Origin of the sequence: Curtobacterium sp. ZW137 (genome assembly GCF_003762905.1) — a bacterium.
Lineage (GTDB): Bacteria > Actinomycetota > Actinomycetes > Actinomycetales > Microbacteriaceae > Curtobacterium.
In genome coordinates, this window is the sequence record NZ_RJKS01000002.1 from 1 (window position 1) to 14456 (window position 14456).

15 protein-coding genes are annotated in these 14456 nt (G+C 71.4%); 7 read left to right on the forward strand and 8 right to left on the reverse strand.

The annotated features are described in order from the left end of the window. Nucleotides 1-96 precede the first annotated feature (96 nt). Both EDF55_RS05180 and EDF55_RS05185 read right to left on the reverse strand, forming a co-directional pair. Nucleotides 97-699, reverse strand: a complete 603-nt coding sequence (locus tag EDF55_RS05180; RefSeq protein WP_123653899.1) for a histidine phosphatase family protein — start codon at nucleotides 697-699, stop codon at nucleotides 97-99. An 8-nt stretch (nucleotides 700-707) separates the two neighbouring features. Then, the gene (locus EDF55_RS05185) at nucleotides 708-2042 is read right to left on the reverse strand and encodes a pitrilysin family protein (RefSeq protein ID WP_123653900.1); all 1335 of its coding nucleotides are present in this window, start codon (nucleotides 2040-2042) and stop codon (nucleotides 708-710) included. 240 nt (nucleotides 2043-2282) lie between these two features. On the opposite strand from EDF55_RS05185, the gene EDF55_RS05190 reads away from it, so the two are divergent. From EDF55_RS05190 to EDF55_RS05200, 3 genes are all read left to right on the forward strand, one after another. Beyond that, nucleotides 2283-2933 carry a TetR/AcrR family transcriptional regulator gene (locus EDF55_RS05190; RefSeq protein ID WP_185017162.1) on the forward strand — a complete coding sequence of 217 codons (651 nt, stop codon included), beginning with the start codon at nucleotides 2283-2285 and terminating at the stop codon, nucleotides 2931-2933. Nucleotides 2934-3119: 186 nt separating this feature from the next. Next, nucleotides 3120-4085: a ferritin-like domain-containing protein gene (locus EDF55_RS05195; protein ID WP_123653902.1), complete on the forward strand. Its 966-nt coding sequence runs from the start codon at nucleotides 3120-3122 to the stop codon at nucleotides 4083-4085. Nucleotides 4086-4516: 431 nt separating this feature from the next. Next, nucleotides 4517-5044: a YbhB/YbcL family Raf kinase inhibitor-like protein gene (locus EDF55_RS05200; RefSeq protein ID WP_123653903.1), complete on the forward strand. Its 528-nt coding sequence runs from the start codon at nucleotides 4517-4519 to the stop codon at nucleotides 5042-5044. Nucleotides 5045-5115: 71 nt separating this feature from the next. Here EDF55_RS05200 and EDF55_RS05205 read toward each other — a convergent pair whose 3' ends face one another. Beyond that, nucleotides 5116-7404 carry a polyribonucleotide nucleotidyltransferase gene (locus EDF55_RS05205; RefSeq protein WP_123653904.1) on the reverse strand — a complete coding sequence of 763 codons (2289 nt, stop codon included), beginning with the start codon at nucleotides 7402-7404 and terminating at the stop codon, nucleotides 5116-5118. A gap of 278 nt (nucleotides 7405-7682) precedes the next feature. Between EDF55_RS05205 and EDF55_RS05210 the strand changes: the two genes are divergently transcribed. Beyond that, a complete protein-coding gene (locus tag EDF55_RS05210) occupies nucleotides 7683-8873 on the forward strand; it encodes a hypothetical protein (protein WP_123653905.1) in 1191 nt (396 codons plus the stop codon). A gap of 33 nt (nucleotides 8874-8906) precedes the next feature. Here the strand turns inward: EDF55_RS05210 and EDF55_RS05215 are convergent, their stop codons facing one another. The 5 genes from EDF55_RS05215 to EDF55_RS05235 all read right to left on the reverse strand — a co-directional run bounded on the left by EDF55_RS05215 (nucleotide 8907) and on the right by EDF55_RS05235 (nucleotide 11822). Beyond that, complete coding sequence (locus EDF55_RS05215) at nucleotides 8907-9827, reverse strand: FAD:protein FMN transferase (RefSeq protein WP_123654675.1); 921 nt, start codon at nucleotides 9825-9827, stop codon at nucleotides 8907-8909. A 2-nt stretch (nucleotides 9828-9829) separates the two neighbouring features. After that, a complete protein-coding gene (locus tag EDF55_RS05220) occupies nucleotides 9830-10096 on the reverse strand; it encodes a hypothetical protein (protein WP_123653906.1) in 267 nt (88 codons plus the stop codon). A 112-nt stretch (nucleotides 10097-10208) separates the two neighbouring features. Then, entirely contained in the window at nucleotides 10209-10832 is a 624-nt protein-coding gene (locus tag EDF55_RS05225; protein ID WP_123653907.1) for a CE1759 family FMN reductase, read from the reverse strand. A gap of 154 nt (nucleotides 10833-10986) precedes the next feature. Then, on the reverse strand, nucleotides 10987-11256 hold the full coding sequence (rpsO, locus tag EDF55_RS05230) for a 30S ribosomal protein S15 (RefSeq protein WP_123653908.1): 270 nt from the start codon (nucleotides 11254-11256) through the stop codon (nucleotides 10987-10989). 119 nt (nucleotides 11257-11375) lie between these two features. Further along, nucleotides 11376-11822 carry a VanZ family protein gene (locus EDF55_RS05235; RefSeq protein ID WP_165931566.1) on the reverse strand — a complete coding sequence of 149 codons (447 nt, stop codon included), beginning with the start codon at nucleotides 11820-11822 and terminating at the stop codon, nucleotides 11376-11378. A gap of 110 nt (nucleotides 11823-11932) precedes the next feature. Here EDF55_RS05235 and EDF55_RS05240 point away from each other — a divergent pair, with 110 nt between their 5' ends. The 3 genes from EDF55_RS05240 to EDF55_RS05250 all read left to right on the forward strand — a co-directional run bounded on the left by EDF55_RS05240 (nucleotide 11933) and on the right by EDF55_RS05250 (nucleotide 14403). Next, nucleotides 11933-12994 (forward strand): glycoside hydrolase family 6 protein, encoded by a 1062-nt coding sequence (locus tag EDF55_RS05240; protein ID WP_123653910.1) that lies wholly within the window; start codon nucleotides 11933-11935, stop codon nucleotides 12992-12994. A 63-nt stretch (nucleotides 12995-13057) separates the two neighbouring features. Beyond that, nucleotides 13058-14110, forward strand: coding sequence for a M4 family metallopeptidase (locus EDF55_RS05245; protein WP_123653911.1), 1053 nt, complete (start codon nucleotides 13058-13060; stop codon nucleotides 14108-14110). A 20-nt stretch (nucleotides 14111-14130) separates the two neighbouring features. Continuing rightward, entirely contained in the window at nucleotides 14131-14403 is a 273-nt protein-coding gene (locus tag EDF55_RS05250) for a protealysin inhibitor emfourin (RefSeq protein WP_123653912.1), read from the forward strand. The last annotated feature ends 53 nt before the right edge of the window (nucleotides 14404-14456 follow it).

Sequence of the window (14456 nt, forward strand, 5' to 3'; positions counted from 1 at the left end):
CGAAGACCTCCGGTGACGACGTGGTGTGTGGTAACTCACATCGTCCCGGAGGTCTTCACTTACGTCACCCGTTCACAACGTCCCGGGGAACTACACCTAGACCGGCTGGGCGACCGGCAGCCCCGTCCGCAGCTCGACCGGCAGGTGCGCCGTGTCGTTGAGCGTCACGAGCTCGGCGGGCTTCGCGGACCGGATCCGGATCACCGTCAGCGCCGTGTGTGCGACGTTCGTGCCCATCCAGCGCCACTCCGGCGCCTGGAAGACCTCTCGCACGAACCACCCGATCACGGCGTTGTGCGTGATGATCAGGTCGTGCCGGTCCTGCATGGCCGGGGTGAACCACTCCGCGACGGCGTCGCCCATCTGGGCCTGCCCGGCGATGATCTCCTCCTCGGTGATCCCGCCGTAGAACTTCTTGTACGCGGTCGGCATGTCCGGGGTGGGACCGGACGGGATGCAGTCGAAGAGCAGCGTCGACGGCTCCGGCTGGATCGCCGGCAGTCGCTGCGCCAGGAACGACGCGGTCTCGGTCGGCGCGTCGAGCGGCGAGTGGTACACGCCGTCGAAGGGCACCCCGCCGAGCCGGTCGGCGATGAGCATGGACTGCCGCTTGCCGCGCTCGGACAGCTTGCCGTCGCGGAGGCCGTGCTCAGCGTCCTGGTGCTCGCCGTGGCGCACGAGGTAGAGGTAGTGCGACATCTCCCGCATCAACCGCCGATGCCGATCGCGCTCTCGAGAGCCGCGCGCTCGACGTCCCCGACGACCGCGGTGATCTTCGGGCGGGTCAGGAGGTCACGTGCCAGGTCGAGCACGTCGCCCCTGGATACCCGGTCCACCCGCTCGAGGGCGGTGTCGAGATCGGTGAACTCGCCCGTGCCGAGCTCGGCGCGACCGAGGCGGGTCATCCGGGCGTCCGAGTCCTCGAGCGAGAGCGTCAGCGCGCCCTCGATCTGGCCCTTGGCGCGACGCAGCTCGTCGTCCGTGATGCCCGAGTCGACCATCCGCTCGAACTCGGCGTCGACGATGTCGATCACGCCGGCGACGTTGTCCGGGGCGCAGCCCGCGTAGACCCCGAAGGCGCCGTTGTCGAGGTAGGCGGGTGCGAAGGACGACACCGCGTAGGCGAGACCGCGGCGCTCGCGGACCTCCTGGAAGAGCCGGGAGCTCATGCCCCCGCCGAGGACGGCGTTCAGCACGCTCAGCACGGGGCGGCGTTCGTCACGGAGGTCGAGGCCCTGCGAGCCGCGCAGCATGCTGACCTGCTCGGTGGGGCGGTGCACGACCGTGAGCTGTTCGGCGGCGCGGTCGGCGACGGGCTTCGCTGTGCGCCGCGCGACCGGTGCCGCCTTGTCGGCGTTCTGGAAGACCTCTTCGACGAGGGCGCAGAAGCGGTCGTGGTCGACGGCGCCGGCGGCCGTGATGACCAGCCCGCTCGGCGCGTAGTGCTCGGCGTAGTGCGCCATGACCTCGTCCCGCTGCACCGCGCGGATGCTCTCCGGGGTGCCGCCGATCGGACGGCCGAGGGCGTGCCCCTCGAAGGCGGAGGCGAAGAACGCTTCTCCGGCGAGGTCGGCCGGGTCGTCCGCGGCCATCGCGAGTTCTTCGAGGATGACCCCGCGCTCGATGTCGAACGCCTGCGGCTCGAGCACCGAGTTGGTCACCATGTCACCGATCACCCGGACGGCCATCGGGACGTCGGCGTCGCGGACGCGGGCGTAGTAGCAGGTGTACTCCTTGGCGGTCGCGGCGTTGTGCTCGCCACCGACGGAGTCGAACGCGACGGCGATGTCGAGTGCGCTGCGCGTGGTCGTGCCCTTGAACAGCAGGTGTTCGAGGAAGTGCGTGGAGCCGAACTGGCCTTCGCGTTCGTCGCGGGAGCCGACCCCGACCCAGTAGCCGATGCTCGTCGAGTGGGACGCCGGAACGGCCTCGGTAAGCACGCGGACGCCCGACGGGAGGACGGAACGGCGGACGAAGGATCCCCCGGACGTCAGGAACGACGTGTCCGGGGCCTGGAGGGGCAACGGCACTGGGTGGTTCATCGCCGTCGAGCCTACTGACTCTCCGGGGTGCCTCATCCAGCATCTGGACTGTGCCTCGAAGTGGGGTACAGAAATTGAGGACAGACCGACTCGTCTGTCTGTCCTCCTTGTGCTACAGTCGTGCATGCCGGATCGGTAGTCCCCCTAGATTCCGATCCGGTGGCTCGGGACATCAGTCCTCGGCGGCACGAGTCCCCCCGCTCAGCCGCGGAGCCGATGAGTCCCAAGGAGAGCCACGCTGTGACGGTCGATTCCCCCCAACCGGCCGTCCAGCGTCTCCTTGGACCGAGCGATCCGAACCTTCCGTCGCCGGACGGGTCGAGCCTCCCCCCGGCTCCCCGTCCCGGCGGCGCGAAGGTCCGGATCCTCGAGACGGCAACGCGGCTGTTCTACGAAGAGGGCATCCACAGCGTCGGCGTCGACCGCCTCATCTCCGAGGCGAGCGTCACGAAGGCGACGTTCTACAAGCACTACGGGTCGAAGGACAACCTGATCCTCGCCTACATCCGGGCGCAGCACGACCACGTGCAGGACCGCTTCGAGCGACTCATCGCCGACGCCGACTCCCCCGCGCAGGCCGTCCGGTCCTGGGTCACCGCCGTCGCGGACGAGGTGCACGAGCCCGGTTTCCGCGGTTGCGCGTTCCTCAACGCCGCGGCGGAGTACCACGACCCGCGCGACCCCGTGCGCGAAGTCGTCGCGAGCCACCGCGACTGGTACACCGAGCGCCTCGCCGACCTCCTGCAGGAAGCGGGTCACCCGCTGCCCGGCGACGGCGCGGACGAGCTCATGCTCGCCCGGGACGGCGCGATGTCCGGCGCGTACGCGGGCGATGCGATCGCCGCGACGGCGGCGCTCGGCCGGGTCGCCGAGCGCGTCCTCGCCGGCTGAGCGAACGGGCTGAGCGCGCCTGCCGAGCAGGCCGACCGCCGCTTTCCGCGCACCCCTGGTGATGCCCCCTCTTCGGGGGTAGCTTGACGCGCACGATCGACCAACCCGCCGATCGCGATCCCGTCGACCCGTTTCCCTGCAGCGTCGGCGGGACCTCAGTGCTGCCAGCACGACTCGAGGACAACGATGTTCGACAACGCCTTCATCCGCCATGCCGTCGACCGGAGCGCCGAGAACGCTCTCGACCGCCGACGCTTCTTCGCAGCCGCCGGTGTCGCCGGCGCCTCAGCCGGCCTCGCCGCGCTCGGCACCTCGGTGCTCTCCGCCGCTCCCGCCGTCGCCACCCCGCAGGAGGACGGCGCCGTGTCCGACGCCGCCATCCTCAACTTCGCGCTCAACCTCGAGTACCTCGAGGCCGAGTTCTACCTCCGCGCCGTCTTCGGCACCGGCCTCGCCGCCAGCATGACCGGCGGCATCGACCCCCAGGGGCCGGTCGTCGGCGGCCGCCGGGTCCCGTTCAAGACCCCCGCCATCAGGGGCATCGCGACCGAGATCGCGAACGACGAGCGGGCGCACGTCGCGTTCCTCCGGTCCGCGCTCGGCGGCGCCGCGGTGGCCCGGCCGAAGATCGACTTCACGAACAGCTTCACCGCGGCCGCCCGGGCCGCCGGGGTCGTCGGGCCGACCGGCAGGTTCGACCCCTTCGCGAGCGAGGAGAACTTCCTGCTCGGCGCGTACGTGTTCGAGGACGTCGGGGTCACCGCCTACAAGGGTGCGGCCCCGCTGATCACCAACAAGACGTACCTCAGCGCCGCCGCGGGGATCCTCGCGGTGGAGGCCTACCACGCCGGCATCATCCGCTCGAAGCTCTACGACAAGGGACTGCAGGTGCCGGCGAACAAGATCTCCGACGCCCGCGACTCCCTCGACGGCGGCACCGACGACGACCAGGGCATCACGACCAGGGCCGGCGCGGTGAACTTCGTCCCGACCGACGCGAACTCGCTCGCGTACGGCCGCACCGCGGAACGCGTGCTCAACATCGTGTTCCTCAACCCGAACCAGATCGACAAGGGCGGCTTCTTCCCCGAGGGCGTGAACGGCGCCATCGTCGCGAGCGGCAACCCCGGCAGCGCGACCGGCCCCGCCTGATCCGCCGGTCTCGGCCGCGCGCCGCGCGCCGCGCGCCGCGCGCCGCGCGCCGCGCGCGTCGTGCGCTCCCGCTGAGATCGCACCATCTGTCGCTCCGCCGCGGCGGACCCGACACGGATCGCGATCTCGGCGGCGCACCAACGACGTGTCCCGCGACCACGACCGGACGGGCGCGCCCCGCTCAGCGGCAACGCGAAGCGTTGCGCGGGGCGCGCCGACCGAGCCTGCGAGGAAGGGTGCCAGCTGGCACCGGGCCTCCCGTCCGCCCCCAGGGCACGCGCACGCTCGCCGAGATCGCACCATCTGTCGCCCGGCACCGCCTGACGCGACAGGTCCTGCGATCTCGGCCGCGGGACGCCGTCCCGGTCGCCCCCAGGGGCCGCGGGACGCCGTCCCGGTCGCCCCCAGGGGACGGGTGGTTGCCTGGGTGCATGGCCAACGACCCGCTCTGGCGCCTCCCCGAGGTGCCCACCTTCACCCTGACCAGCCCCGACTTCACCGACGGGGGCGAGCTGCCCACCTCCGCACGCGGCGCCGACGTCGGCGGCGAGGACCGCTCCCCCGAACTGACGTGGTCCGGCGCACCGGAGGGCACCCAGAGCTACGTGCTCACCGTGTACGACCCCGACGCCCCGACCGGCTCCGGCTTCTGGCACTGGGCCGTGTCCGACATCCCCGGTGACGTGACCTCGCTCCCCGCCGGTGCCGGGACCGACGACGCCCTGTTGCCGGCCGCCGCACTCCGACGTCACAACGAGTTCGGTTCGGACACGTTCCTCGGGGCCGCTCCGCCCGCCGGACACGGCTCACACCGGTACTTCTTCACGCTGAGCGCCCTCGACGTCCCACTGCTCGAGGTCCCGGTCGACGCGACCCCCGCGGTCGTCGGGTTCATGCTCCGCGATCACCTGCTCGCCCGCGCCGTCCTGATGGGCACGCAGGAGACCCCCGCCGCCTGAGCCCGCACACGCGGAACGGCCGCCGCCCCGAGGGGCGACGGCCGTTCGTGCTGTCAGGCGACTGGCTGGGTTCAGCCCTCGGCCGGCGCGGTGGCGTGGGTCTCGTGACCCGCGCCGCCCTCGACGTCGACCTCGTCCGCCACGACCGGCGCGAGCGAGAGCTTGCCGCGGTCGTCGACCTTGGTGACCTCGACCAGGATCTTCTGGCCGACGCCGAGGACGTCCTCGACGTTCTCCACACGCTTGCCACCGGCGAGCTTGCGCACCTCGGAGACGTGGAGCAGACCGTCGCGACCCGGGAGCAGCGACACGAAGGCGCCGAAGGTGGCGATCTTCACGACGGTGCCGAGGAACTGGTCCCCGATCTCCGGGTTGGTCGGGTTCGCGATCGCGTTGACCTGGGCGCGAGCCGCCTCGGCCGACGGACCGTCGACGGCGCCGATGTAGACGGTGCCGTCGTCCTCGATGGAGATGTCGGCACCGGTCTCGTCCTGGATGCCGTTGATCGTCTTGCCCTTCGGGCCGATCAGCTCGCCGATCTTGTCGACGGGGATCTGCACGGAGATGACACGCGGCGCGGTGTCCGCCATCTCGTCGGGGGCGTCGATCGCCTCGGTGAGGACACCGAGGATGGCCGAACGGGCTTCCTTGGCCTGCTTCAGCGCGGCGTCGAGCACCGACGACGGGATGCCGTCGAGCTTGGTGTCGAGCTGGATCGCGGTGACGAACTCCGAGGTACCGGCGACCTTGAAGTCCATGTCGCCGAGTGCGTCCTCGGCACCGAGGATGTCGGTCAGCGCCGCGTAGCGGGTCTGGCCGTCGACGGTGTCGGAGACGAGGCCCATCGCGATGCCCGCGACCGGTGCCTTGAGGGGCACACCGGCGTTGAGGAGCGACAGGGTCGAGGCGCAGACGGAGCCCATCGACGTCGAGCCGTTGGAGCCGAGGGCCTCGGACACCTGACGGATCGCGTAGGGGAACTCCTCGCGCGACGGCAGCACCGGCACGAGGGCGCGCTCGGCGAGGAAGCCGTGCCCGATCTCGCGACGCTTCGGCGAACCCACGCGGCCGGTCTCACCGGTCGAGTAGGGCGGGAAGTTGTAGTGGTGCAGGTAACGCTTCTTCGTGACGGGCGACAGCGAGTCGATCTGCTGCTCCATCTTGAGCATGTTCAGCGTGGTGACGCCCAGGATCTGGGTCTCGCCGCGCTGGAAGATCGCCGAACCGTGGACGCGCGGGATCACGGCGACCTCGGCGTCGAGCGGACGGATGTCGGCGAGGCCGCGGCCGTCCATGCGGATCTGCTCGGTCAGGATGCGGCCGCGGACGACCTTCTTCGTGACCGACTTGTAGGCGCCGCTGACCTGGCCGTTGGCGCTCTCGGGGAGCTCGCCGGCCGTCACCTTGGCGGCGATGGCCTCCTTGACGCGGGCCTTGAGGGCGTCGTCCGCGTCCTGGCGCTCGAGCTTGCCGGCGATCTTGTAGACGTCGCCGAGCTCGGCGAGGGCGATGGCCTCGACCGCGTCGTAGACCTCGGGGGCGTAGGGCGGGAAGACCGGGTAGTCCTGGATCTCCTTGGCTGACTGCGCGGCCATCTTCGCCTGCGCCTCGACGAGGACCTTGAGGAACGGCTTCGCCGCCTCGAGACCCTGCGCGACGACGGCCTCGTCGGGCTTGGTGGCGCCGCCCTGGATGAGGTCCCAGCTGTGCTCGGTGGCCTCGGCCTCGACCATCATGATGGCGACGTCCTCGTTGCCCGCCTCGTCCGTGACGACACGGCCGGCGACGGTGAGGTCGAAGACGGCGTCAGCGAGCTGCGACGCCCTCGGGAACGCGACCCACTGGTCGGTGCCGTTCGCGCCGGGGATGAGCGCGAGGCGCACGCCGGCGATCGGGCCGGAGAACGGCAGGCCGGAGATCTGCGTGGACGCCGATGCCGCGTTGATCGCGAGCGCGTCGTAGAACTCGTCCGGAGCGATGCTCAGGACGGTGATGACGATCTGGACCTCGTTGCGGAGGCCGTCGACGAACGACGGGCGCAGCGGCCGGTCGATGAGACGGCAGACGAGGATCGCCTCGGTCGAGGGGCGGCCTTCACGACGGAAGAACGAGCCGGGGATCTTGCCGGCAGCGTACGAGCGCTCCTCGACGTCGACCGTCAGCGGGAAGAAGTCGAAGCCCTCACGCGGGTGCTTGCCGGCGCTGGTGGCCGAGAGCAGCATGGTCTCTTCGTCCAGGTACGCGGCGACGGCACCCTGTGCCTGCTGCGCGAGACGGCCGGTCTCGAACCGGACCGTCCTGGTGCCGTAGCGACCGTTGTCGATGATCGCTTCAGCGAACTTGATTTCGGGACCCTCCAAGAGGATGCCTCCTTGCGTCTGTGATGCAGCAGACCCGGCCTCGGGCACACGCGTGCACGTGCGCTCCACGACGCGGAACGCATGCCTGGCCAGCAGTAGAAGCAGTCGGGACGTGATCGGCCCGCATGCCACCACCGATGACCAGCTTCGTGCCGGTCTGCGTGCGATGTTGTGTGTCGTCTCGGGAAACGGTCCCCAGACACCGCGACTTTAGCATTCAGCGGTGCATCGACGGCGAGGCTGGTGGCGAACGGGCGTGTCCCCGATAGCCTTCGACCATGCGTCGATCCCCTGTCAGACGCGTGCTCGTCGCGGCCGCAGTGCTCGTCGGTGCGCTCGTCGCCCCCGTCGTGACCGCCGTCCCCGCGAGCGCGACGGACTACCCGAGCTGGCAGGACGTCGAGAAGGCCAAGGGGAACGAGCAGGCGAAGGCCGCCGAGGTCGACAAGGTACAGGCCGCGCTGCAGTCCGCCCAGGCCGAGGCCGCGACCAAGTCGCAGGCCGCGCTCGACGCGTCCGCGAAGGCGACCGCAGCCGAGGCGGACCTGAGTGAAGCCACCCAGACCGCCACGAGCCTCCAGGCCCAGGCCGACCAGGCGTCGGCGACCGCGAAGCGCGCACAGACGCGTGCCGGACAGCTCGCCGCCAACCTGTACCGCGACGGGTCGACGAACCAGATGACCACGCGCATCGCGACCGCGAAGGACCCCGACGAACTGCTGTACCAGCTCGGCGCGCTCGACCAGCTCTCGAGCAGCTGGGCGGGCGTGATGGACGAGGCGTCCGTCGCCGCGAAGACCGCGTCGTCGCTGCACGACCAGGCGAAGCGCGCCGAGGCCGAGCGAGCCTCCCTCGCCCAGGCCGCCGAGGAACGTTCGGCCGAGGCGAAGTCGGCGGAGCAGGTCGCCGACGCAGCCGTCGCGTCGACCAAGGACCACAGCGACGAGCTGTACGCGCAGCTGGCGTCGCTCAAGGACACCAGCGCCGCGACCGAGCAGCAGTACGAGGTCGGGCAGGCGGTCGCGGCCCAGGCTGCGGCACAGCGCGCGGCGGCGAAGGCGGCCGCGGAAGCGAAGGCATCGGCTGCCGCGACCACGACCACGGGGAGCTCCGCGAGCGCTGGGACGTCCTACCCGAGCACCGCCGGCGTGGCGGTGGACCCGGCGGCGGCGAAGGCCTACGCCCGGAGCGTCCTCGGCAACTACGGCTGGGGCGACGACCAGTACGGCTGCCTCGTCTCGCTGTGGACGCAGGAGTCGGGCTGGCGGGCGAACGCGCTGAACTCCTCGAGCGGTGCGTACGGCATCCCGCAGTCCCTGCCGGCGAACAAGATGTCCGCCGCCGGAGCCGACTGGCGGACGAACCAGAACACCCAGATCAACTGGGGCCTGGCCTACATCAAGAGCTCCTACGGCAGCCCGTGCGGCGCGTGGAACCACGAGATGAGCGTCAACCCGCACTGGTACTGAGCGACAGTCCCTGAGCGGCCGCCAGCGCCTCGTTCAGGCGATCTCGCGCTCCTCGGGCCAGCCGCCCACCCGGATGACCTCGCCGTCCGCGGCGACGAGCCGGGCGGCGACACCGTGCTCGCGGAGCATCGGCAGCGCCCGGTGCCCACGGACCACCGCCGCGGTGGTCATCGTGTTCGCGGCGACACAGGACGGCGCGACGACCGTGACGCTCCGCCACACCGGGTCCGCCGGGAGTCCCCAGCGCGGGTCGAGGATGTGGTGCCGGGCCGTCCCGTCCTGCTCCCACCGGCGCTTCTGCGTGCTCGAGGTCGCCACGGACCAGCCGGCACCGAGGGTGATCCGGTCCTCGGGGTCGTCGTCCAGGTCCCGCACGCGCACCTGCCACCCGCCGCGCGGCTCCGGGCCGGCGGTGGCGACGTCCCCGCCGAGCGCGACGAGCACGCCGACGCCGAGCCGGGCGGTGACGCTCGCGGCGGCCAGGTCGGCGGCCGCGGCCTTCGCCGTCGCGCCGAGGTCGAGGACGACGCCGTGCGGCACCCGCAGGAAGGTCCCGGAGAGCAGCACCCGTCGCCATGCCGGACGTCCGTCGAGCGCCGCCGCGAGTTCGGCGGGCTCCGGGACGACCCGGGCGTCGGCGAACGCGGCGTCGTAGCCGAGCGACACCATCCGGGCGCCGAGCGTCGGGTCGACGTCGCCGGACGTGGTCTCGGCGGCGTCGAGCGCCTGGTGGACGAGGCTGGCGAGGAGCGGGCTGACCACGGCGCCGCGCTCGAGCTCCCCGGCCCGCGCGAGCAGTTCCGAGTCCGGCCGGAACCGGCTGCACGCGGCGTCGACGGCTGCGGTGACCTCGCGCACGCAGGACTCGGCGGCGGCGAGGTGGCGGCGGTCCCGGTGGTCGAGGACGACCGAGGCGGTGGTGGTCCAGAGGTCCCACGACGTGCTGGCGCGCATCGTCACGACCCCGTCGTCATCGCGTCGGAGCTGGCAGCACGGCCCGGGGCGACACCCGATTCGGCGGCCGCCAGGGTCACAGTCGCCTGAGTCGCAGTCGCCTGAGTCGCGTCCGCCAGGGTCGCAGTCGCCTGAGTCGCGTCCGCCAGGGTCGCGTCCGCCTGGTGCCCGACCCAGAACCCGCCACCGGTGACGAGCGCCACCGCGAGCCCGCCCGCGCCGACGATCGCCGTCGTGGTCCGTCCGGACCGCTTGCCGTTGGTGTCCATCGTTCCTCCTCGCCGTCACCACGAGGTTGGCAGCCGGGACGATGGATTCCCCGGGCGGGTGCTGCACCCGGGCCCGGGGATCCCTGTGTCGGCGATGAGAGCGCCGGTCGGACTAGTGGCCGAGTCCGCCGAGCAGGCTCGCGAAGTCCGCCACCTCCGGCAGGGCGTCCGCCTCCTGCGGGTTCCGACGGGAGGCTCCGATCGCCCAGGCCAGGTCGGCCCCGGCCCGGCGGATGCGTCCGTCGAGTGCCGCCTGGTCGCCTCGGGTGCCCCAGTCGTCGGTCGCGGCGAACACGCCGGTGGGCACGACGGCCGCGCGGAGGTACGCGAACACGGGACGCATCGCGTGCTCGATCGCCAGCGAGTGGCGGGAGGTGCCACCGGTCGCCGCCAGGAGGACCGGCATGTCGGCGAGGGCGTCCTTGTCCATGACGTCGAGGAACGACTTCGCGAGCCCGCTCATCCCCGCGGTGAAGATCGGCGAGACGAACACGAGCGCGTCGGCCTCGACGACCGCGGCGGTGGCCGCTGCCAGCGCCGGCGCCTGGAACCCGGTGAGCATCGCGTCGGTGATCTCGTGGGCCAGCGGACGCAGGTCGACGTGCACGACGCGGGGCGAGCCTCCCGTCCCGGTCGTCTCGATGGCGGCGACGGCGGACTCGGCCAGCCGGTCGGCGAGCAGTCGGGTCGACGACGGCTCGGAGAGCCCGGCGGAGACGACGGCGATGGTGGTCATGGTGACTCCCGATCTTTCAATGCGTTTGCATGAACATCGTAGCCAACCGGCGAGGGAACGCAAGCATTCCCGGCAACGGAGAACGCCCCGGTCCTCAGCGAAGAGGACCGGGGCGTTCGATCAAGCCGTGTGTTCGTCGACGAGCGACGATGCCTTATCGACGCAGGCCGAGGCGCTCGATGAGCGCACGGTAGCGAGCGATGTCGACGTTGGAGAGGTAGCCGAGGAGACGGCGACGCTGACCGACCATGAGCAGCAGACCACGACGCGAGTGGTGGTCGTGCTTGTGCTCCTTGAGGTGCTCGTTCAGGTCGTTGATACGACGCGTCAGAACGGCGACCTGGACCTCGGGGGATCCGGTGTCGCCCGGGTGGGTCGCGTACTCTTCGATGATCTCCTGCTTGACCTGTGCGTCAAGTGCCATTGGTGATCCCCTTTCGATCCGTTGCGCGGTGCTCATGCCTGATGCATGGGCGCTCTTTGTCCGCGGCCGTTCTACGGCAACCGCACAAGACTACCAGAGCGCGAGCGGCACCAGGGGCGTCAGACGGTCCGTGCCCGCAGGCGTCGCCGCCGGGGTGCTGGCATCAGGCTGCGCACGAGGCCGACGAGCGTGGCGCCGAGCAGGCCGCCCATGCCGTTCGACAGGACGTCGCGCGGGTCTGAGACACGGTTCGGCAGCAGTGCGCCCTGCGCGAGCTCGATGCCGCCGGACAGGCCGACCGCGATCAGCACGCCGAGGAACCACCAGCGGCGCGGGAGCCACATCGCGGCGATCATCCCGACGGGCACGAACATGGCGATGTTGGCGAGGAACTCGGTGCGGTCGTAGGTCAGCCACGAGCCGTGCGGCAGGTGCTGCGCCCAGGCGAGCGCGTGCAGGACGAGGGAGTTCTCGGCGGACGTGAACACGTGCGGCGTCAACGTCATCCGCCAGATCACCCAGGCGTACGCCGCCGTGAGGGCGAGCAGGAGGAGTTTCCGGAACATCCCGACAGTGTGGGTCATCTGCCTGCCAGAGTCCTGGAGCGCTCCTGGGGAGATCCGTACGATGGTGACGACGAGCCCGACGGGACACGGTCAGATCAGGAGCACCGCCGATGCCGGACCAGGACACGACGAAGCACCGACATCGACGACGGCTGTCGAGCGCTGCACGCCAGTGGGTGCTCATCGGCGCGGTCGCCGTCGTCGTGGCCGCGGTCGTCGTGACCGTCTCGGTGTGGCTGCCGAACCGCCCGAACGGGCCCGACGGGCGCCGGATCGTCGAGCGGGCGACGGCCGCGCAGGCCTTCCCCGGCGGCCTCGCCCGGCAGCCGGCGAGCGAGAACCAACCCGGCATGCGCGAACGGGTGGCGCGCCAGGACGGCGAGGACACCACCGCCGACCGCATCGCCGAGATCGCGGACCAGCCGATCGCGACCTGGCTGACGAACACCTCGGTCACGAAGACCCGCGCCACGATCCGGCAGGTGGTCGCGAACGCGGCGTCGCAGGACAAGACGCCGGTGTTCGTGCTCTACAACGTGCCCGACCGGGACTGCGGCAGCTACTCCAAGGGCGGCACGACGGCGTCGGAGTACCTGCCATGGGTGCGCTCGGCCGTGCGTGCGATGGCGGGGTCGCACGCCGTGGTCCTCGTGGAGCCCGACGCCATCGCGCAGATCCAGGTCTGCAAGCGCCTGCTCGACTCACGGCTGCCGCTGCTCCGGAAGGCGGTCAGCGAGCTCTCCGGGCACGGGCTCACGGTGTACCTCGACGGCGGGAACGAGAACCGTGTCCCCACCGCGAAGATGGCCGGGTGGCTGCGGGAGGCCGGGATCGACCAGACCCAGGGCTTCTTCACCAACGTCTCGAACTTCTACCGGGTGGACCAGGAGCGGACGTACGCGGACGGCCTCGCGGACGCGATCGGCGGCGATCCGCACTTCGTCATCGACGTCTCCCGGAACGGCCAGGGCTGGCGCGGCACGTGGTGCAACCCCGACGGCGCGGGGCTCGGCCAGGATCCGCACGTGGCCGCGGGGTCGTCCCGGCTGGACGCGCTGCTCTGGGTGAAGACCCCCGGGCTCAGCGACGGCACCTGCAACGGCGGCCCGGCCGCGGGTCAGTGGTGGGAGTCGTACGCGCTCGCACTGGTCGAGAACCGCAAGGGCAGCTGAGGACATCCGATCGGGAGGCTGAACCGGCGTCCGATGTCGGTGCCCGGGGGTTGCATGGGCACCATGACCGCCGCCCAGCTCCGATCCGTCGTCCCGCCGTACCTGCTGCGCGCCATCGCGGACGCGCCCACCGACGCGTTCCCCCGCGCCACCCCGGCGGCGCGCACGGCGCTCGCCTCCCTCGAGACCGTCCAGGCACCCAAGCGCGAAGCCCGGCTCGGCGTGAGTCACCCGGCCACGGCACCGGACCGCTCACCACAGCGGAGCATCTTCGACGCGAAGGGGTCCACCACGCTGCCGGGCACGCTCGTCCGGAGCGAAGGGGGCCCCGACTCCGGCGACGCCGCCGTGGACGAGGCGTACGCCGGCCTCGGCGCGACGCACGCGTTCTGGCTCGACGTGTTCGGCCGTGTGTCGATCGACGGCGCCGGGCTCCCCCTCGACGCCAGCGTGCACTACGGGCAGGACTACGACAACGCGTACTGGGACGGAACCCGGATGGTCTTCGGCGACGGTGACGGCGAGGTGTTCAACCGCTTCACGATCGCGCTCGACGTGATCGGCCACGAGCTCACGCACGGCGTCACCCAGTACACCGCGGACCTGACGTACCAGGGGCAGTCCGGCGCGCTCAACGAGTCGATCAGCGACGTGTTCGGTTCCCTGGTCGCGCAGTACACCGCGGGGCAGACCGCCGAGCAGGCGACGTGGCTGATCGGCGAGGGGCTGTTCACCGCCGCGGTGCACGGCGTGGCGCTGCGGTCCATGAAGGCCCCGGGGACCGCGTACGACGACCCGGTGCTCGGGAAGGACCCGCAGCCGGGGACGATGGCCGGGTACGTGGAGACCACCGACGACTCCGGCGGCGTGCACACGAACTCGGGCATCCCGAACCACGCCTTCTTCCTTGCGGCGACCGCGATCGGCGGGAACGCGTGGGACGGCGCCGGGGCCGTCTGGTGGGACGCCCTGACCTCGCCGGACGTCACCGCGTCGATCGACTTCGCCGGCTTCGCGCGGGTCACGGTCGCCGCGGCGGACACCCGCTTCGGGTCCGGCTCGTCACAGTCGGCCGCGGTGACCGAGGCATGGCGGAACGTCGGCGTCCTGGCCTGAGAGCGCGTATTTTCGGGAGCATGCACATCGTCGTCCGCCGCAGTGGTGGGTTCGCCGGCCTCACCAGGGGCTGGCGTGTGGACACCGACGCGTGCGACGACCCCGACGGCTGGTACGACCTGGTCGGGTCACTCCCCCGCGAGTCGCCGCCGCGCCGCCGGAACTCCGTGCCCGACGACTTCGAGTGGACGATCACCGTCGCCCGCACCACCGTGCGGATGCCCGGCAGCCAACTCGACGGACCGTGGGCCGCGCTCGTGGACCGGGTGCGCGCCGAGGGTGAGCCGACCTGACGGACGGGCTCCGGGCCTCCCGTCCGGTCGTGACGCGACGCCGCTGCCGGGTC